Source organism: Coriobacteriaceae bacterium, from assembly GCA_025992855.1.
Classification (GTDB): Bacteria; Actinomycetota; Coriobacteriia; order Coriobacteriales; family Coriobacteriaceae; genus Collinsella.
On the sequence record DAJPGB010000001.1, the window covers coordinates 986,856 to 1,005,640 of the forward strand.

The following is an 18,785-nucleotide window of genomic DNA, read 5'->3' on the forward strand; positions in this document are numbered from 1 at the left end:
TCTTGCAGATGGCTACTGCATGGTTTCGGGGGCTACGAGGTCGAGCATCTCGTGCAGCTTGTCGCGCGTGACGCCCAAGGCTTCGGCTTGGTTCGCCGCTTTCGCAAGCAGCTCTTCGATATGGCAGAGCTGGTTTTCGCGCAAGAGCTCCTGGTTGCCCTCGGCGACAAAACAGCCCTTGCCCTGCACGGTGCAGATAAACCCGAGCTGCTCCAGGTCGGCGTAGGCGCGCTTGGTGGTGATGACGCTCACACCCAAGTCGCTCGCGAGTGCGCGGATGCTGGGGAGTTTGGCTCCCGCAGCGAGCGTGCCCGAAAGGATCTGAGCTTTGACCTGCGAGGATATCTGTTCGTAGATAGGCTTATCGCTCGAATTGGATAGGATGATGTCCACAGCGGCTCCTTAGCTGTTGGGCTACACGTGTATATAACCGGTAAGCACAGTATATATACACTATGCACAGTTACGCAAGAGACAAATTCGGATTGGGCCGGCTGCCCGGGCCTTGACTGATGAATTTGTCCTGATAGGCGCCCTAGATCGGGATTTCGCGGCTACAATAATGCGGTTACATCGACGTAATGCACTCAATGCAAGAAAGGATCCGCATGGCAAGCCTGTCGGATGAAATCTCGTCGCGCCGCACATTCGCGATCATCAGCCACCCGGACGCCGGTAAGACCACGCTTACCGAGAAGCTGCTGCTCTATACCGGCAGCATCCAGACTGCCGGCTCGGTCAAGGGCAAGAGCTCGGCCAAGCACGCCGTCTCGGACTGGATGGACATCGAGAAGGAGCGCGGCATTTCCGTTACCTCCTCGGTGCTGCAGTTCACCTATAATGGCGCCTGCGTCAACATCCTCGATACCCCCGGCCACCAGGACTTCTCGGAGGATACCTACCGTACCCTTATGGCCGCCGACGCCGCAGTCATGGTCATCGACGGCGCTAAGGGCGTCGAGGCCCAGACCAAAAAGCTCTTTAAGGTCTGTACGCTGCGCCACATTCCCATCTTCACCTTTGTGAACAAGCTCGACCACGAGGCTCGCGATCCGTTTGAGCTCATGGAAGAGATCGAGAACGTCCTGGGTATCAATACGTATCCCATGAACTGGCCGATCGGCAGCGGCCGCAACTTCCGCGGCGTGTTCGACCGTCAGACCCGTCGCGTCATTGCCTTTGAGGGCGACGGCCACGCCAACGCCACCAAGAAGGTCGCCGAGGTCGAGGCCGAGCTGGGCGATCCCGCTATGGACGAGCTCATCGGCGAAGAGAACCATAAGAACCTGATGGATGACATCGAGCTGCTCGATGGCGCCGGCGACGAGCTCGACTTGGATGCCGTGGCCTGCGGCAAGCTGAGTCCGGCGTTCTTTGGCTCGGCGCTTACCAACTTTGGCGTGGAGCCTTTCCTGAAGGAGTTCCTGCGTCTGGCCCCGACGCCGCGCGCCTATACCGATACGCTCACCAGCGAGCCGGTCGATCCCTGCCGCGACGACTTTAGCGGCTTTGTGTTTAAGATCCAGGCCAACATGGACAAGAACCACCGCGACCGCATCGCTTTTGTGCGCATTTGCTCGGGCAAGTTCGAGCGCGGCATGGACGCCTTCCACGTGCAGGGCAACCGCAAGCTTAAGCTTGCCACGGGCACGTCGATGATGGCCGATGACCGCGCCATCGTGGACGAGGCGTACGCGGGCGATATCGTGGGCCTGTTCGATCCGGGTATCTTTAGCATCGGTGACACCGTGTGCTCTGGCAAGCGCCATGTGCAGTATCCGCAGATCCCGACGTTTGCCCCCGAGATGTTCGCCCGCATTACGCAGGTCGATACGCTCAAGCGCAAGCAGTTTGTGAAGGGCATGGAGGAGCTTGCCCAGGAGGGCGCCATCCAGATCTTCCGCGAGCTGGGTGCCGGTATGGAGAGCGTCATCGTGGGCGTGGTCGGCGTGCTGCAGTTTGAGGTGCTCGAGCGCCGCCTCAAGGCCGAGTACCGTGTTGAGGTTCGTCGCCAGCCGCTGCCCTATACGGACATCCGCTGGATCCAGAACGACCCCGACACCATCGATATCCCGGCCCTTTCGCTCACGCGCGACACCTTGCGTGTCGAGGACATGCGCGGTGGTAAGCTGCTGCTGTTCACGAGCCCGTGGAACGTGGACTGGGCAACCGACCACAATCCCGACCTGATCCTGTCGGAGTTTGGCAACGTAGCCTTTTAACGCATCGGCGCGGTGGCCCTGCGGGGCTGCCGCGCTGGTTGCTTGCCTGATGCCGTGTGAGCGGCTATCATACCCACCGTCGTCTCAAGACCGGGGCGTCCGAGCAGTTCGGGTTCGATATCCTGCTCGTTAAACCTAAAACCAAAGGAGTACATAATGATCAAGAAGGTCATGGAGGACTACAAGGTCCTGTTGCGGAGCATTCCCGCGGCAACGGTTTCGCTGTTTTTCGTGAGCGTCATCATGATGAACCTGCTGGCCAACAAAGAGCTCATCAGTCTGCCGTATCTGGCGCTCGACTGTGGCTTTGTGGTGAGCTGGGTTTCGTTTTTGTGCCAGGACATGATCTGCAAGCGCTTTGGCGCCAAGGCATCCATCAAAATCTCTATCCTCGCGCTGCTGGTTAACCTGGCCGTGAGCCTGTGCTTTTGGGCATGCTCGCTCACGCCCGGCATGTGGGGTGCTTACTACGACACGGGCATGACCGAGGTCAACACTGCCCTTAACGCCACTATCGGCGGCACCTGGTACGTGGTGCTGGGCTCTTCGCTGGCAATGCTCGTTTCTGCCGTGGTTAACTCCACGCTCAACCAGTCGCTCGGCCGCATGCTCAAAAAGAATAACTTTGCGAGCTTCGCCTTCCGTTCCTATGTGTCCACGGGCGTTGGCCAGTTTATCGACAACCTGGTCTTTGCCATTGTGGTAAGCCACACGTTCTTTGGTTGGACCTGGGTACAGGTCCTTATGTGCTCGCTGACCGGCGCTGTTGCCGAGCTACTGTGCGAGGTCTTCCTGAGCCCCGTGGGCTACAAGGTCGTGCGCGGCTGGGAGCGCGAGAATGTGGGCTCCGAGTACCTCGAGCGCCACGCAACCGCCTAAGGAGCAAGTATGCGGGTTTTGATCACGGGCGCTTCGGGTGGTATCGGAGCCGCGTGCGTGCAGCGCTTTTTGGACGAGGGCCACGAGGTCGTGGGCTTTGATCTGCTGCCGGCGGCGATCGAACACGAGCGCTACCGCCATCTGATCGTTGATGTCCGCGAGCCGGACTCGTTTCCAAGCGACCTTGAGCCTCAGGTAATCGTGAATGTTGCCGGTACGCAGGATTCGGCCGACGACATCGCCTCCAACCTGCGTGGCACCATCAACGTGACCGAGCACTATGCCTTTGTGGGGGAGGGGCTTGCCGCCAAGCCGGCGCCTGCTATCCAATCCGTGGTCAATGTGGGGTCGGCGAGCGGGCATACGGGATCGGAGTTTCCCGCCTATGCCGCCAGCAAGGGTGGCGTTATCGCCTACACCAAGAACCTTGCAAACCGTCTGGCGCCGCAGGCCATCGCCAACAGTGTGGACCCGGGTGGCGTTGTCACGCCGCTCAACCGTTGTGTGATGGAAGACGAGCACCTGTGGAACCAGATTATGGAGCTCACGCCGCTTAAGCGCTGGGCCACCGCCCAAGAGATCGCCGAGTGGATCTACTTTGTGGGCGTGACCAACCGGTTTATGACCGGGCAGAGCCTGCTGATCGATGGCGGCGAGGCCGGCCGCACACAATTTATTTGGCCCGAATAGGAAACGCGCCCGATGGAAAGCCGTCGGGCGCGTTTTTGATGTATCGATTTTTAGCCGAGGCAAGTCCAGTTGACGGGGGTCGAGCCGTGCTGTTCGAGTAGCCGATTGGCTGCCGAGAAGGGGCGCGACCCCATAAAAGCGGGGAGTTCTGCCGTGGCACGGTTTGCCGAAAGTGGCGAGGGGTGCGTGGAGGCTAAGCAGTACTTGCCGGTTGCCTTGCCCGCGCCAGTCGCGGCGAGCTTGCCCTCGACCATCTGCTGGGCAAAGCGGCCCCATGCCAAAAAGACGACCGGTTGGGGCAGCAGACAGCAGCGCTCGATAACGTAGTCGGTCAGCGTGCTCCAGCCCAGTTTGGCGTGCGAGTTGGCGGCATGCTCGCGCACGGTGAGCGTGGTGTTGAGGAGCAGGGCGCCCTGTTGTGCCCAGGGGGTTAGGTCTCCCGTGGCGGGGATGGGGCAGCCCAGATCGGCGTTGAGTTCCTTATAGATGTTGCGCAGGCTCGGCGGCAGCTTGGCTTGCGTCGCGGGGACCGAGAACGACAGTCCCATGGCCTGGTTCGGTCCGTGATAGGGATCTTGACCCAAGATGACAACCTTGACCTGGTCGGCCGGCGTGTAGGCGAGGGCATTGAGGATGTCGTCTTGTGCCGGGTAGATAGTCTGCTCGGCACGCAAAAGGGCGATGCGCTCGAGCAGCTGGTTCGTCGTGTCACGTACCGGCTGCGGCGCATCGCCCAACCAAGTTGCGATGTTGCGGTCGCGGGTTGCGGTGTCCATGGGGCTCCTTTATGGCAGATGCTCTGTTGGCATCTATTGTAAAGGCGCACCGGTTACCTTTATGCCGCGGCTGTATGAAGAGTGGGGTCTACGAGACGCGCTCGGGCGCTCCTGCCATGCGAGCGTGTCCATGTGCGCGAAGGCGCGGAGGCTCGACGGTTGCCACCATGACGCCGGTGAGGATGAGGGCGGCGCCAAAGAAGGCGATGGGGCTCAGGACCTCGCCAACCAGGAAAAACGAGAAGACGGCGGAGCAGACCGGTTCGAGCGAGAAGGCGAAGCCGGTGGTCTCGGCAGGCACGTGGGGCTGCACGAGCGTCTGGGTGATAAAGCCGTAGGCAGAGCAGATGAGTGCGAGGGCAACGACAACGACGATCTCGCTCGGCGTGCTGGGAAGCGTAAAGCCGCCAAAGGCAAATGCGGCGATGCCCGAGAACAGGCCGCCGAAGCCCAGCTGCCAAACACCCAGGGCCAGCGGATCGACTTCTTCGACAAAGCGCTTAGCTACGATAATGTGACCGGCATAGACAAAGGCCGAGAGCAGCATGATGATCGCACCGGGATTCAGGCTGGTAAAGTCGGCACCCGAGAGCAGCAACATGCCGCAGGTGACGATGGCGGTTCCGATGAGCACCTTGCGCCCGGGAGCGCGACGCAGCAGGGCTGCGTTGGCAAACGGCACGATTACGACCGTCAGGCTCTGCAAAAAGCCGGCGGTTGAGGCGGAGGTGAGGCTGGAGCCCAGGCACATGCACGTGAGCTCGGTTGCCATGATGGCGCCGATGATGGCAGAGCGAATCATCACGTCACGGTTGATACGCAGCGCGTGCTTGTGGAAGAGCAGCAGGCAGGCCACAAAGGCGATGATGCAGCGCAACGCAACGATGCTCGTGGCGTTCATGCTGTCCATGCCGATCTTCATGAGGGGGTACGAAAAGCCCCATGCGACGGGAACGGAAAATGAGAGCGCGATTGCTTTTTTGCGATCCATGGGACTCCTTTTGTTACAGAACGGTTTCGCAAAAAGGATTCTGCTCCCAGATGTGGATGTAGTAAAGCGAATGTATCTTCAGTATGATTAAGAAATACTAATGCTACTAGAAAAAGCGCTGGCAAAACGTTTTACGGCTACATCGATGTGGAGGCACGATGGCATCGCGGTATCAGATTGTTTGTATGGTGGTCGATCGCGGCAGTCTTAAGGGCGCGGCGGACGAGCTAGGCTATACGCAAAGTGCGGTGAGCCAGGCCGTCAAGGCGCTCGAGCGCGAGCTGGGTACCACGCTTATCGAGCGCGGCAAGCAGGGTGTCTCGCTTACGCGCGACGGTAAGCAGTATCTGCCGTATCTGCGCCAGATCGTAACTGCCGAGGCCGAGCTCGAGGGCAAACGCCAGGAGTTGCTGGGACTCTCCTCGACCGATATTCGCATTGCGACGTTTACCAACGTGAGCCGTACCGTGTTGCCGCGCGTGATTCGCGACTTTGGGGCCCTGCACCCGGGCGTGCACTTTACCCTCAAGCAGGGCGATTACACGCGCAACGCTCAGTGGGTGCACGATGGCGTGGTTGACTTTTGCTTTACGGCGCGCGGATTTACCGCTGGGCTCGAGAAGCGCGTGGTCTATCACGACGAGTTGGTGGCGCTGCTGCCGACCGCGCATCCGCTGACGGCAAAGGAAAAGGTGACGCTCGCCGACCTGGCGTCCGAGCCGTTTGTGCTGCTGGATGAGGGCGAACAGAGCCTGGTGCTCGATGCATTCGCGGCGCATGGGCTGTCGCCGCACGTGACGAGCGAGGTGACCGACGACTACACCATCATGGCGATGGTGGAGGAGGGCCTAGGCGTGAGCATGCTGTATCGCCGTACCGTCGAGGGCATGCAGGCCGATATTCGCGTACGTCCTATCGTGCATGCCCCCTCGCGCGACGTGGTGGCCGCCTGGCGCAGCTGGGACACCATGCCCATTGCCACCAGGCGCTTTATCGACTATATGAGCTCGCATATCGTCAATTAGCGATGCGCGGCGCTTGGGGTTTCGCCTAACGCGCCCCTGCCTTGGCCTGGGCCAGGCGGTAGGTGCGCGCAGGATGACAGAGCAGCACGGCTACGACCATAAAGAACGCGGTAGTGCCCAGGCTGATGGGGTAGACCATCATGATGTTCGCGAACGTGCGGAAGTGCGGGAAGACGCAGAACACCCAGTAGAAGCGGATACCGCAGACGCAGATCATGGTGATGAGGGCGGGCAAGAGCGATATGCCAAAGCCGCGCAGGTAACCGGACATGTTTTCGTAGAACATGCTAAAGGCGTACGCGGGGAAGATCGAGCACACGCGGATATAGCCGATCGAGACGATATTGGGATCGCTGTTAAAGAGCGACAGGATCTCGCGCCCCAGACCGACGATGAGAACGATGGTGGTGAGCGCGACAATGCCACCTTCGACCAAGCAGACCTTGAGCGTCTTGGTGCAGCGGTCGATCTGGCGCGCGCCGTGGTTCTGTCCCACAAAGGTGGTGCAGGCTTGGCTAAAGCTGTTGAGCAGGTTGTAGCACACGTACTCCAGGCTCATGGCCGCGCTGGAGGCCGCCATGACCTCGGTGCCCAGGCTGTTGATGGCGGACTGGATGATAATGTTGGCGACGGCAAAGACAGCGCTCTGGATGCCGGCGGGCAGTCCGATCTTGACGATGCGCTTGAGGGCGACGGGGTCGATAGCCAAGTCGCGCGGGGTGACGCGGACGACGGAGTCGGTCTTGAGCAGGCGGATAAAGAGCGTGGCGGCGCTGACGGTATAGGCGATGGCGGTGGCGATGGCGACGCCCGCGACGCCCCAGTGAAGTACGGGGACAAAGATGAGGTCCAGGCCAATGTTCAGGACGGTGGACACGGCGAGCGCCTGGAGCGGCATACGGGTGATGCCGACGGAGCGGAAGATGGCGGCTTCGAAGTTGTAGAGCAGGATCGAGGGCATGCTCAGCAAAAAGACGCGCAGGTAGAGCGATGCGAGTGGCATGGTCTCGGCGGGGACGTTGAGCGCGGCGAGCATGGGCTCGGCAAAGATCTCGCCCAGCGCGATGACGACAAAGCCCACGAGTGCCATCAGGATCGAGGTGTGGACCGCGCGCTTGACCATGTTTTGGTCGTTGCGGCCGATGGCGTTGGCGATAACCACGTTGGAGCCAAGCGACAGGCCGATAAACAGGTTGATCATCAGGCTGGTGAGCGGAACGTTGGAGCCGACCGCCGCCATGGCCAGGGTTCCCTGGTCGCCCGAGAAGTTGCCGATAATGACCGTGGCGATGAGGTTCGACAGTTGCTCGAGGATGCTCGTGGCGGCGACGGGAAAGGCGAACAGGGGAATATTGCGCCACAGCGAGCCGGTAGTCATGTCAATGTGCTTAGATGCGGTGTCAGCCATACGCTCTCAATCTCTTATATGCGCTTCAATGCCAATTTGCGCAGACGATGATACTCCTAATGCAATCAGCCGGTACTTGGGGGGAACGTTTCTTTTCTGTCAGCACATAGACTAGTCATTGGGACGTTCTTGAATGACTAGTCGTTTAAGAACGTCCCCAATGACTAGGTGGGGGAGGCGTGAGACAATGGTGGGCGCTGTGTTGTCCGCGCTAAGGAGTTGCCATGTTGTTGTGTCCCGTTTGCCATGAGCCGTTGGTGGACGACGAGCGTGGGGCTGTATGTGCAGGTGGGCATCGATTCGATCGTGCGCGCGAGGGCTATCTGTACCTGTTGCGCTCGTCTAAGAGCGGTGACTCTATGGGCGATCCCAAGTCGCAGGCCCGTAGCCGTCGTGACTTCCTCAATTGCGACTACTATGCACCGTTGCGCGATGCGATGGTCGAGCTCGTACGCGAACGAGCGGCTGAGCGCGGGGCGTCCACGGACAAGCCGCTGACTTTGCTCGACATCTGCTGCGGCGAGGGTTACTACACGAGCGCCATGGGCTCGGTGCCGAACGTTGATGCCTACGGGTTTGACCTGGGCAAGGAAATGGTGCGTTTGGCTGCCAAGCGTGGCGGTGCGACGTATTTCGTCGCCAACATGAAGGACATCCCCGTGGCAGATGGCACCTTTGATATGGTAACCGAGTTGTTCGCTCCCTTTAACGAGCGCGAGTTTGCCCGCGTGCTGGCGCCCGAGGGCTCGCTCTACACCGTGGTCCCGGGTGCCCGCCATCTCTTTGGACTCAAGGAAATCCTCTACGACACGCCGTATCTCAACGACGAGAGGTTGCCGCAGACTACCGAGCTTGAGCTAGTCGGCACGCAGCGCGTGGCGGCGTCGATCACCCTCCAGACGCAGGCCGACATCGAAGCCGTGTTCCAGATGACGCCCTACTACTATCGCACGCGTCGCGAGGATCGCGAGCGCCTAGCGGGTCTACAGCGGCTCGAGACGGATATCGAGTTCGTGATCGCGGAGTACCGGCATCGGTAACGGACGGCGTCCCTGCGCATCTATCTCTCATGAAAGCGCTCCCGAAGTCATTTAAGACTTCGGGAGCGCTTGCGTAGTGTGTTTTGTGAGCGCCCTAGCGTGGGGATCAGCTGCTTACAGGCGATCGGCAGCTTCCTTCTTGACGTTATTTGCCGCTGAGAACAGCAATGCGTCGAAGATGACGAAGATGATGCTCAGAACGTTCATGGTGTGGCTGATGCAGCTGAGCGCTACCGCCGCAATGGCAATGACGAGCGCGACGATGCTTGCAGTCAAGACGCTCTTGACGGTTGACGGCTTGTTCGAACCCTTGATGCCGAACACGCCGGCGACAAGCACGATAACGCCATGGACGGTGGAGACGATGCCTCCCGTCATGCCGTTGGTGGCTTCTGTGGTCATCGACATGACACCCAGAATAATCTGAACGATGCCGAAGACCACAGCGAGCAGGGAAAGGACCTTCAACATTTTGCGTGCGTTGCTCATGGTATTCCTTTCGGTTGAGTGGACGGGCGCTGCGCAAATGGCGGCCCGTTGGAACGCATCTGATATCAACCAGCCATTTTAGCTGAATTACGTGCAAGGACAACTTGGATCACCAAGGCACTGTGCTTGAGCGAAGCGCGGAATCGAACCTTACGGAAGCGAAAGCTGGGCGTAAGCCAAATCGATGGCAGCCCATGTGCGGCGCTGCGATGATGAGGCCGTAACAAGGAGCTGGTCTCAAGGAGGAGTCATGATGTACGGAGCAGGGCAAGTGCGTGAGCCGCGGTCGTTGGGAAGGCGCATGGGTGATTCTGTGATCGCTGCCGTGTGCACGGGATTGATGGCGGTGCTTTGCATTGCGATGCTGTGGACCATGTCGCATGTGGGACAATAGCGAACGGTTGGGTGCCGACACAAACGGCGCTCACGTATTCGCTTTGCTTGCTAAGGAGTGCCCATGGGCGTTGTCGATCCCTTTTCTGTTGCTCGGGCTGCGGGGCTTGAGCTGATCGGGAAGTCCGAGGGTCTCACGCTCACCGACGGCACGATGGAGCTGCGCGCCGATTTTGGCCGCATGCTTCCACGACTCAAGCAGGGCCGTTTGCAGCAAGAGCTACTGGTGAAGGCTGCGCGCACAAAAGGCATCGAGCAACCATGGGCGATTGACGCCACGGCGGGCTTTGGCGAGGATTCGCTGCTGTTGGCGGCTGCGGGCTTTACCGTCGATCTGTATGAGCAGGATTGCGTGATCGCGGCGCTCCTTAAGGATGCCCTGGATCGCGCGGCAGATGAACCGGCGCTTTCGACAGCCGTGGCGCGTATGCGCTTACATGCGGGCGAGGACAGCATTGCCGGCCTTCGCCATACAGCTGAGTTGATCGAGCGGGGCGAGCTTGCCGCCCCCGACGCGGTGTACCTGGACCCCATGTTTCCCGAGCGTACCAAAAGTGCGGCGGTCAAAAAGAAGTTCCAACTCTTGCACCATCTGGAGCAGCCGTGCGCTGATGAGGAGACGCTGGTCGAGGCTGCGCTTGCGGTGCACCCGCGCAAGATCGTTATCAAGCGGCCGGTGAAGGGGCCGCTGCTTGCCGGCGTTAAGCCGAGCCATCAACTTGCGGGCAAGGCCGTTCGCTACGATGTTTTGGTGCCGCCGCGCCCGTAGCTTGCGCGCGATAGCTGGCGCTCCGTCAGTGTCGTGCCGAAGCGGCGCCTATTTCCAAGGGTGCGACGTCAGGTGCCATCCGCCGCAGTATTCACATTTGTAGCAGGCCAAACCACGCCGCCCGCGGTTTTCGCAGTCGGCCATAACGGCCTCGGCCTCGGCGCGCGTGTCGTAACGGTTTTTGCGCTCGCACGATTTGTAGCGCCAGGCCTCATCGCGCTCGGCGTCCAGGGCGTCGCGGCGCTCGTCCTCGCGCGCAAACAGGTCGCTCATATCACCGCCCGTGGCAGCGCCCAAAAACTCGCTTTTGGCTTTTGACCAAGCGGCTCGCTTTTTGCTCCCCATCTGCTTCGTGCCCCTCTCCAAACGCTGGTATCATTGCCCAATCAAAGTGATACCAATAAACGTGAGGTCGCCGCGTGATGATCAGAAAAACCCTCGATACCGACATTCCCGCCGTCATGGCTATCTATGACGCGGCCCGCGACTTTATGCGCGCGCATGGCAACGCCACGCAGTGGCCCGAGGGCACGCCTTCGGCCGAGCAACTGGCTGCCGATATCGCCGCCGGTGGCAGCTATGTGTGCGAAGTCGACGGCCGCGTGGTGGCGACGTTTGCCTTTTTACCGGGCCCGGACGAGTGCTATGGCGTAATTGAGGACGGGCGATGGCGCAGCGACACTCCGTACGCCGTGCTGCACCGTGTGGCGTCCGACGGCACCACGCATGGCGTTGCGGCCGCGATGTTTGCCTTTGCCAAGGAACGTATCGACCATCTGCGTATCGACACGCACCAAGACAACCTGCCTATGCAGGGCGCCATCGCCAAGGCCGGGTTTAAGCGCGCCGGTATCGTATATGTGTCGGACGGTACGCCGCGCGTCGCGTTTGATTGGCTGCGCGAGGCATAAAGGCCGAGTCACATACCAGCGTTTCACCGAAATGAAAATGGCCCCGAGTGGGGCCATTTTTGGTAAAACGCGTTGTTGCGGGGCTCGCGTTGTTATCGCCCCAGATGAGCCCGGGCAGATAAAAAGGGGAGGTGCCGGCTTTCGCAAGGCGCGAACCTACGAAAATCGCCGCGCGGCAACGCGGGGCGATGAGCTCGGTCGGGGGATAGGGCCCGCTTCGCCCGCCGGCCCGTACATTGTATCATCCAGTGTGGAACGAGGACGCCCGTTGCCGCGTGCGATGGGCTTGCAATAAGAGGAGAGCCATGTCGAAGCAAGCGGTCGTTGGAATCTTGGCGCATGTCGATGCTGGCAAGACCACGTTGGCCGAGGCCATGCTGTTCAACGCGGGTCGTATTCGCAAGCGCGGCCACGTTGATGATGGCGACTCGCACCTGGACACTAACGAGATCGAGCGCGAGCGCGGTATTACGATCTTCTCGTCGCAGGCCGTACTCGACCATGGCGATACCCGCGTCATGCTCGTGGATGCGCCGGGGCATGTCGATTTCTCTGCCGAGGCGGAGCGCACGCTGCGCGCACTCGACTATGCGATTTTGGTTGTGGGCGCCAACGACGGCGTGCAGGGGCACACCGAAACCCTGTGGCGCCTGCTTGCGCGCTATGACATCCCGACGTTCATCTATATCAATAAAATCGATTTGGAGAATCCCGGCCGCGATGTTTTGCTGGCACAGCTTGGGCAGCGTCTTTCCGAAGGCTGCCTGGATGCCAACGAACTGCTGGCGGGCGGTGCCGTTCAGGAGGACGCTGCTGCGTTGGACGAGGCGGCGCTCGAGGAGTTTCTTGAAGCGGGTGAGCTTTCCGTCGCAACGCTGTCGCGCATGGTTGCCGAGCGCAAGCTCTTTCCCTGCTTTGCCGGCTCGGCGCTCAAGGACCAGGGCGTGGACGAGCTGCTGGATGGTATATGCGCGCTGATGCGTGAACGGGCATGGCACCCGGAGTTTGCCGCGCGCGTCTACCGTGTGAGCCGCGGGGATCGCGGCGAGCGCTTGGCATGGGTTAAAGTGACCGGCGGCACGCTGCATGCCAAACAGCTGATTAACGGACGTTCCGGCGCCGAGGCATGGGAGCAGAAGGTCGATCAGGTACGCATCTATAACGGCGAAAAGTATGAGCTTGCCCAAGAAGTTGCTGCTGGCGGTATTTGTGCCGTGACGGGTCTTGCGCACGTTCGCCCAGGGGATGCCCTGGGCGCGGAACCTGCGAGCGATGCGCCCGTCATTGCGCCGGTCCTCACCTATACGGTGCTTCCGGGCGAACACGATGTCCACGCGGTGTTCAAAGCGCTGACTGAGTTAGCGGACGAAGATCCCATGCTCGGCGTAAGCTGGAACACTCATCTTGAGCAGATTCATTTACAGCTGATGGGCGCCGTGCAACTCGAGGTCGTGCAGCGGGTGTTGGCCGATCGTTTTGGCCTTCCGGTTGCGTTTGAGTCTGGCGGCATTCTCTATAAGGAGACTATTTCGCAGCCGGTCGAGGGCGTGGGCCACTTTGAGCCGCTGCGCCACTATGCCGAGGTGCATCTGCGCCTGGAGCCGTTGCCAGCGGGTTCGGGCGTGCAGTTTGGCACCGTGACCTCGACCGACGAGCTCGATCTTAACTGGCAACGTCTGGCGCTCACCAACGCCATGGAGCGCGATCACCTGGGCGTGCTGACCGGCTCTCCCATCACCGATGTGCGCATTACGCTCACGGGCGGCCGCGCGCATGCCAAACACACCGAGGGTGGCGATTTTCGCCAGGCCACGTACCGTGCGATTCGACAGGGACTCATGCAGGCGCGTGAGGCGGATGCTGCGGTGCTGCTGGAGCCGTGGTATCGCTTTGAGCTCGAGGTGCCGGGGGAGTGTGTGGGCCGTGCGCTCTCGGATGCCACGCGTATGGGCGCCGAGTACGAGCCGCCGGCGATGCTGGGCGACCGCGCCAAGCTCCTAGGCCGCGTCCCCGCATCCGAGGTGCAGGATTATGCGTTGGAGGTGGCTGCCTACACAAGCGGCCGCGGGCATCTGTACCTAGAGTTTGCCGGCTACGCGCCTTGTCATGATGCTGAGCGCGTGATCGAGGCGGCTGCCTACGAGCCCGAGGCCGATCTGCCCAACACGCCCGACTCGGTCTTCTGCTCTCACGGCGCCGGCTACACCGTCAAATGGTACGACGTACCCACCGCAGCCCACGTAAAGGTCGGTCCCGCCACCTTCCGCCCCTGGCGAGCGGCAGACGCGGAGTTTTTCGGCCACATGTGACAAAGGGATAGCTCCTTTGTCACATGCTATTGGTATAACTCGGTACAAGTTGGTATAACTATTACCAGGGTTTGCCAATCCGAGGAGGCCGACATGAACCCGAATCCCTTTAAGCCAACGGCAGGCAAGCGGCCTCCGATACTCATCGGTCGCGAGTCGGTCATCGAAGATTTTGAGGAAGGGCTCGACAACGGCGCTGGGGCGCCGGGCAGGCTCATGCTCATTACGGGAAACCGCGGCTGTGGCAAAACGGTTCTCCTACGGGAGCTGCAGCGTCTAGCCAGCGCGCGCGGATGGGCGGTTGTCTCCGATTCCGCTTCGCTTGGCTTATGCGACCGCTTGGCCGACGCGCTTCGCTCGAATAAACCCGTTGTGACGTCGTTGGAGTTCGGGCCGTCATTTGGCCGGATGTCGGTCGAGGCGGCGCGGGCAAAGGGCGAAACGTTGCGAGGGCTGGTCAACGAGCGCCTCAAGAAACTCGGGCCGGGAAAGGGCTTACTGTTTGCGATTGACGAGGCCCAATCGGCGTCTATCGAGGAACTGGCGGCGCTGGCCGTTCTCTATCAGCAAGTGCTCGGAGATCAAGATGCCACGGGCTTGCTCGATAGCGACCAGCGCGGTCTTGCGCTGGTATTTGCCGGCTTGCCCAGCATGGTTGATGGCTTGCTCGAAGAGCCGAGCGTGACGTTTTTGCGCCGTGCCCAGCAGCGTGCGCTGGGGGCGATCTCTTTGCCCAAGGTGCGTGATTCATATATCCAGACGGTCAAAGACGCCGGTCTTTACGTTGACGCGGAGACGGCGGACCTTGCGGCACACAAGAGCATGGGGCATCCCTATATGGTTCAGCTGGTGGGATATTACATGTGGCGGTCTGCTGTCCGGCGTGACTCGCGGGTCATTGAAGAGTGCGATGTTGAGGCTGGGCACACGGATGCCATCTCCGAGTTCTATGAAGCAGTTGACGCGCCCCTGTATTACGGACTGCGCAGTCCACAGCGCCTCTTTATCGAGGCTATGGCGGTTGACGAGGACAAGCCGACGCGCATGGCGGACATCATTGAGCGTTGCGACCGAACCCAAAGCTGGGCGAGTAAATATCGCGCAAGCCTGATTCGCGAGCGCGTCATCGAGGCTGCCGGATACGGCCTCGTCCGGTTTACCGTGCCCATGCTGGGCGCGTACATTCGCGATCGCGTTCTATGGCATGAGTAGGGTGATAAGGGTGACGGAACAGAAGATGAGCCCGCAGGCTATCGAGGTACGTGGCGCACGTGTCCATAACCTCAAGGACATCGATATTGATATCCCGCTGGGAAGGCTCGTGGGTATTGCCGGCGTGTCGGGCTCGGGCAAGAGCTCGCTGGCGCTGGGGGTTCTTTATGCCGAGGGCTCACGCCGCTACCTGGAGGCGCTCAGCACCTATACTCGTCGTCGCCTGACGCAGGCTGAGCATGCACAGGTGGACGAGGTGCTGCATGTGCCGGCGGCGCTCGCGTTGCATCAGCGCCCCAGCGTTCCGGGCGTACGCTCGACCTTTGGCACCATGACCGAGCTCAACAACAGCTTGCGCCTGCTCTTTAGCCGTTGCGCCCATCACGTGTGTCCGCACTGCGGAGCGCGCGTGGAGCCGAGCCTCAATGTAGCGGCGGGCCTGTCACTTATGTGTCCGTCATGCGGCCGCGAGTTCTATGCGCCGAGCGCCGAGGACCTTGCCTTTAACAGTGGCGGCGCGTGTCCCACCTGTGGCGGCACCGGTGTTATGCGCGAGGTGGATGAGGCGAGCCTGGTGCCCGATGAGTCCAAGACCATCAACGAAGGCGCGGTCCTTCCGTGGGGCACGCTCATGTGGGACCTGATGAAGCAAGTTGCCGGTGAGATGGGCGTGCGCACCGACGTGCCGTTTAACCAGCTCACAGCGCATGAGCGCGATATCGTGTTCCATGGCCCTGCCGTTAAAAAGCACATCCTCTACGTGCCCAAAAACGGCGAGGGCGCCACGCCGCTCGACTTTACCTACTACAACGCCGTCTATACCGTCGAGAATGCGCTTGCCAAGGTCAAGGACGACAAGGGCCTCAAACGTGTTGCGCGCTTTTTGCGCGAGGGGCCATGTCGTGATTGCGGCGGCACACGTCTTTCCGAGGCGGCGCGTCAGTCACAGGTGCGTGGCATCAATCTGGCACAGGCTGCAGCTATGACGCTGGGCGAGGCGATTGAGTGGGTGCACGGGGTGCCCGCAACGCTGCCGGCCGAGATGCGCCCCATGGCGACGGACATCTGTGATTCGTTCTTGATCACGGCTCGTCGTCTGGTTGACCTTGGCCTCGATTACCTTTCGCTCGATCGCGCCGGCGCGACGCTTTCCACGGGCGAGCGCCAGCGTGTGCAGCTTGCCCGCGTGGTGCGAAATCGCTCGACGGGCGTGCTCTATGTACTGGACGAGCCCTCGATTGGCCTGCATCCGGCAAATGTCGATGGCCTGGTGGGCGTGATGCGCGACCTGGTGGGCGATGGCAACACGGTGGTCGTCGTCGACCACGATACGCGCGTGCTGGCAGAGGCAGACTACCTGGTCGAGATGGGCCCCGTTGCCGGAGCGGGCGGCGGCAACGTGATTGCTGCCGGGACGGTGGATGAGGTCGAGCAATCGCGGAGTAGCCGCATTGCGTCGTTCCTCCGCTCGAATCCCAACCGCTTACGCCCGCAGGTAGCCGACGACGAAATGTTCGACCAAGGTCATATCCGCATGGCAACCGAGGTCATTCACACTGTTAAGCCACTCGAAGTTGATATCCCGCGCGGCCGGCTCGTCGCGGTGACAGGCGTTTCTGGCTCGGGCAAGACGACGCTGGTGCTCGAGACGCTTATCCCTGCACTCAAGGCGCAGGCCGCGGGCGAGCGCCTGCCAGGTCATGTGCGCTGGGTGGATGCCGAAGGCATTGCGCGTGCCAACCTGATCGACGCCACGCCCATTGGTGCCAACGTGCGCTCGACGGTGGCGACTTATGCCGATATCCACGACGAGCTGCGCCGCGCCTTCGCCCGTACACCCGAGGCCAAGGCTGCCGGCTACAAGGCGGGCGCCTTTAGCTACAACACCGGCGCCCTTCGCTGTCCTACGTGCGATGGCACGGGCTCCATATCGCTCGACGTTCAGTTTCTGCCCGATGTCGAGATTGTCTGCCCGGCATGCCGCGGCTCGCGCTACGCCGAGGCCGCCTCGCATATCCATCGCGAGGGCAAGGACGGGAGCCTGCTCACGTTGCCGCAGCTTATGGACATGAGTGTGGACGAGGCCCTCGACGCCACGGTGGGACTCAAGAAAGTTCAGACACGTCTGCAGACCTTACATGACCTAGGTCTGGGCTACCTCACGCTCGGCGAGCCCACGCCGGCACTCTCGGGCGGCGAGGCACAGCGCCTTAAGCTCGCGAGCGAGATGGGCCGCGTACAGGATGATGCCGTATTCGTATTCGACGAGCCCACAATCGGCCTGCATCCGCTCGATGTGCAGGTTTTGCTGAATGTGTTTGACGGCCTGGTTGCCAAGGGCGCCACGGTCATCGTGATCGAACACGACCTCGACCTTATCCGTAACGCCGACTACGTGATTGATATGGGACCGGGCGGCGGCGACGCCGGCGGGCAAATCGTTTGCGCCGGCACACCGGGCGATATCGCAACTTGCTCCAAGAGCATCACCGGTTGCTACCTATAAGCGATGTGACAAAGGGGCTGTCCCTTTGTCACATCGGCGTTTATTTAACGCATTGAGCAGCTAGATAGTCGCGGAAGAATGGCAATTCAAAGGCGACGACTCCGCGCCCGCGTTCTCCAATGATGCCGGCGTCAATCATGCGACGCCGGTAGCGGGAGACCTGCTGCGGCGAACGCTTAAGGCGCTCGACGAGGTCGGCGGTGGTGGACTCTTCCTCATCGTCAAGCATGGCGATAAGGAACCGCTTGTCCTCTGCGGTGAGTTCTCGATAGGTTGCTGCGAGAATTCGGTCATCCATCTCGTCGCGGGCGATTATGATTCCCTGTTTAAAGTCGCGCGACGAAATCTCTTTCGAGGTGCTCGTGAGATCCCAGGCGCGGTAACCAACAAGCTGCAATAGAAAGGGGAAGCCCGAAATCGAGCGAACAGCCTTATCGATTCCCTCGGCATTCGCCACGCGATCGTTTTCCTGAATCGTTCGGATCAGGGCTTCGCGCACATCGTGGTCGGCGATTCGCCCCAGATGATATTGCTGAGCACGGCGAAGAAACGAGACCGTCTTATGGCTTAGCAGTGTCGAGACGTTGTTGGGAAGTCCTGCCATGAGCAGGGCGACGCGCTTTCCGTCGGTCACAAAGTGCTGATATGTAGCTGCGAGTTGAATCATCTCGTCGAGCGTCGGATCGACCTCATCAACCGTGATGAGTAGCCCGGTGTCGGCCTCATTGAGCTGGTCGATGATGTCACTCATGCGGTAACGCCAGGTCGAGACCTCATGGGCGTGATTGACCTCGATGCTGCCGAGAGACGCGATTCCAAGACCGGTAATTTCGAAATCGCTCGATAGATCAGTGAGGTGGGCTGCTGCCCGCTTTGCTCCGAGCTCGATTTCCTCAAGCATTCCTGGAAGCGCGGTTGTCTTTACGGCAACCCAGCCATGGGATTCGGCCCTCGTCGCAAGCGACGACATGAGGGCGGTCTTGCCTGTTCCGCGTGCCCCCGAGAAGATAGAGGTCAGTTCCGGGCGTCTGCGCTGGCTTAAGAAAGCGCGGTCCAGATCACGAATGATCTGCTGCCTTCCGGCAAGGTGGGCGGGAACCTCACCAAAACTAGGAGTAAACGGGTTTTCGAGATACTCCACTGTGCCCTCCTTCAGCGTCTCGAG

Annotated in this window: 17 protein-coding genes; 10 read left to right on the top strand and 7 right to left on the bottom strand. The window is 60.7% G+C overall.

The window, feature by feature from the left end:
• Window positions 1-12: 12 nt before the first annotated feature.
• Entirely contained in the window at window positions 13-393 is a 381-nt protein-coding gene (locus OIL88_04085) for a GntR family transcriptional regulator (protein ID HJI71550.1), read from the bottom strand.
• Between the two features lie 215 nt (window positions 394-608).
• On the opposite strand from OIL88_04085, the gene OIL88_04090 reads away from it, so the two are divergent.
• The 3 genes from OIL88_04090 (at window position 609) to OIL88_04100 (ending at window position 3,791) form a co-directional block, all read left to right on the top strand.
• The gene (locus OIL88_04090) at window positions 609-2,222 is read left to right on the top strand and encodes a peptide chain release factor 3 (GenBank protein HJI71551.1); all 1,614 of its coding nucleotides are present in this window, start codon (window positions 609-611) and stop codon (window positions 2,220-2,222) included.
• A gap of 156 nt (window positions 2,223-2,378) precedes the next feature.
• On the top strand, window positions 2,379-3,101 hold the full coding sequence (locus OIL88_04095; protein HJI71552.1) for a VUT family protein: 723 nt from the start codon (window positions 2,379-2,381) through the stop codon (window positions 3,099-3,101).
• A 9-nt stretch (window positions 3,102-3,110) separates the two neighbouring features.
• On the top strand, window positions 3,111-3,791 hold the full coding sequence (locus OIL88_04100) for an SDR family oxidoreductase (protein HJI71553.1): 681 nt from the start codon (window positions 3,111-3,113) through the stop codon (window positions 3,789-3,791).
• A gap of 50 nt (window positions 3,792-3,841) precedes the next feature.
• Here OIL88_04100 and OIL88_04105 read toward each other — a convergent pair whose 3' ends face one another.
• Complete coding sequence (locus OIL88_04105) at window positions 3,842-4,567, bottom strand: uracil-DNA glycosylase (protein ID HJI71554.1); 726 nt, start codon at window positions 4,565-4,567, stop codon at window positions 3,842-3,844.
• Window positions 4,568-4,655: 88 nt separating this feature from the next.
• Window positions 4,656-5,558 carry a DMT family transporter gene (locus OIL88_04110; protein ID HJI71555.1) on the bottom strand — a complete coding sequence of 301 codons (903 nt, stop codon included), beginning with the start codon at window positions 5,556-5,558 and terminating at the stop codon, window positions 4,656-4,658.
• Window positions 5,559-5,716: 158 nt separating this feature from the next.
• Between OIL88_04110 and OIL88_04115 the strand changes: the two genes are divergently transcribed.
• The gene (locus tag OIL88_04115; protein HJI71556.1) at window positions 5,717-6,583 is read left to right on the top strand and encodes a LysR family transcriptional regulator; all 867 of its coding nucleotides are present in this window, start codon (window positions 5,717-5,719) and stop codon (window positions 6,581-6,583) included.
• Between the two features lie 25 nt (window positions 6,584-6,608).
• Here OIL88_04115 and OIL88_04120 read toward each other — a convergent pair whose 3' ends face one another.
• Window positions 6,609-7,991, bottom strand: coding sequence for an MATE family efflux transporter (locus tag OIL88_04120; GenBank protein HJI71557.1), 1,383 nt, complete (start codon window positions 7,989-7,991; stop codon window positions 6,609-6,611).
• 224 nt (window positions 7,992-8,215) lie between these two features.
• On the opposite strand from OIL88_04120, the gene OIL88_04125 reads away from it, so the two are divergent.
• The gene (locus OIL88_04125; protein HJI71558.1) at window positions 8,216-9,031 is read left to right on the top strand and encodes a methyltransferase domain-containing protein; all 816 of its coding nucleotides are present in this window, start codon (window positions 8,216-8,218) and stop codon (window positions 9,029-9,031) included.
• Window positions 9,032-9,145: 114 nt separating this feature from the next.
• On the opposite strand, the gene OIL88_04130 is transcribed toward OIL88_04125, so the two are convergent.
• Window positions 9,146-9,520: a hypothetical protein gene (locus tag OIL88_04130; GenBank protein ID HJI71559.1), complete on the bottom strand. Its 375-nt coding sequence runs from the start codon at window positions 9,518-9,520 to the stop codon at window positions 9,146-9,148.
• Between the two features lie 457 nt (window positions 9,521-9,977).
• On the opposite strand from OIL88_04130, the gene OIL88_04135 reads away from it, so the two are divergent.
• Complete coding sequence (locus OIL88_04135) at window positions 9,978-10,682, top strand: class I SAM-dependent methyltransferase (GenBank protein HJI71560.1); 705 nt, start codon at window positions 9,978-9,980, stop codon at window positions 10,680-10,682.
• Window positions 10,683-10,730: 48 nt separating this feature from the next.
• On the opposite strand, the gene OIL88_04140 is transcribed toward OIL88_04135, so the two are convergent.
• Window positions 10,731-11,027 (bottom strand): hypothetical protein, encoded by a 297-nt coding sequence (locus OIL88_04140; GenBank protein HJI71561.1) that lies wholly within the window; start codon window positions 11,025-11,027, stop codon window positions 10,731-10,733.
• Between the two features lie 77 nt (window positions 11,028-11,104).
• On the opposite strand from OIL88_04140, the gene OIL88_04145 reads away from it, so the two are divergent.
• The 4 genes from OIL88_04145 to OIL88_04160 all read left to right on the top strand — a co-directional run bounded on the left by OIL88_04145 (window position 11,105) and on the right by OIL88_04160 (window position 17,620).
• Complete coding sequence (locus tag OIL88_04145; protein ID HJI71562.1) at window positions 11,105-11,593, top strand: N-acetyltransferase; 489 nt, start codon at window positions 11,105-11,107, stop codon at window positions 11,591-11,593.
• Between the two features lie 305 nt (window positions 11,594-11,898).
• Window positions 11,899-13,902, top strand: a complete 2,004-nt coding sequence (locus tag OIL88_04150; GenBank protein ID HJI71563.1) for a TetM/TetW/TetO/TetS family tetracycline resistance ribosomal protection protein — start codon at window positions 11,899-11,901, stop codon at window positions 13,900-13,902.
• 93 nt (window positions 13,903-13,995) lie between these two features.
• Window positions 13,996-15,114, top strand: coding sequence for an ATP-binding protein (locus tag OIL88_04155; GenBank protein HJI71564.1), 1,119 nt, complete (start codon window positions 13,996-13,998; stop codon window positions 15,112-15,114).
• Between the two features lie 10 nt (window positions 15,115-15,124).
• Entirely contained in the window at window positions 15,125-17,620 is a 2,496-nt protein-coding gene (locus OIL88_04160; GenBank protein ID HJI71565.1) for an excinuclease ABC subunit UvrA, read from the top strand.
• A 40-nt stretch (window positions 17,621-17,660) separates the two neighbouring features.
• Here the strand turns inward: OIL88_04160 and OIL88_04165 are convergent, their stop codons facing one another.
• Complete coding sequence (locus tag OIL88_04165) at window positions 17,661-18,761, bottom strand: AAA family ATPase (protein ID HJI71566.1); 1,101 nt, start codon at window positions 18,759-18,761, stop codon at window positions 17,661-17,663.
• Window positions 18,762-18,785: the final 24 nt, after the last annotated feature.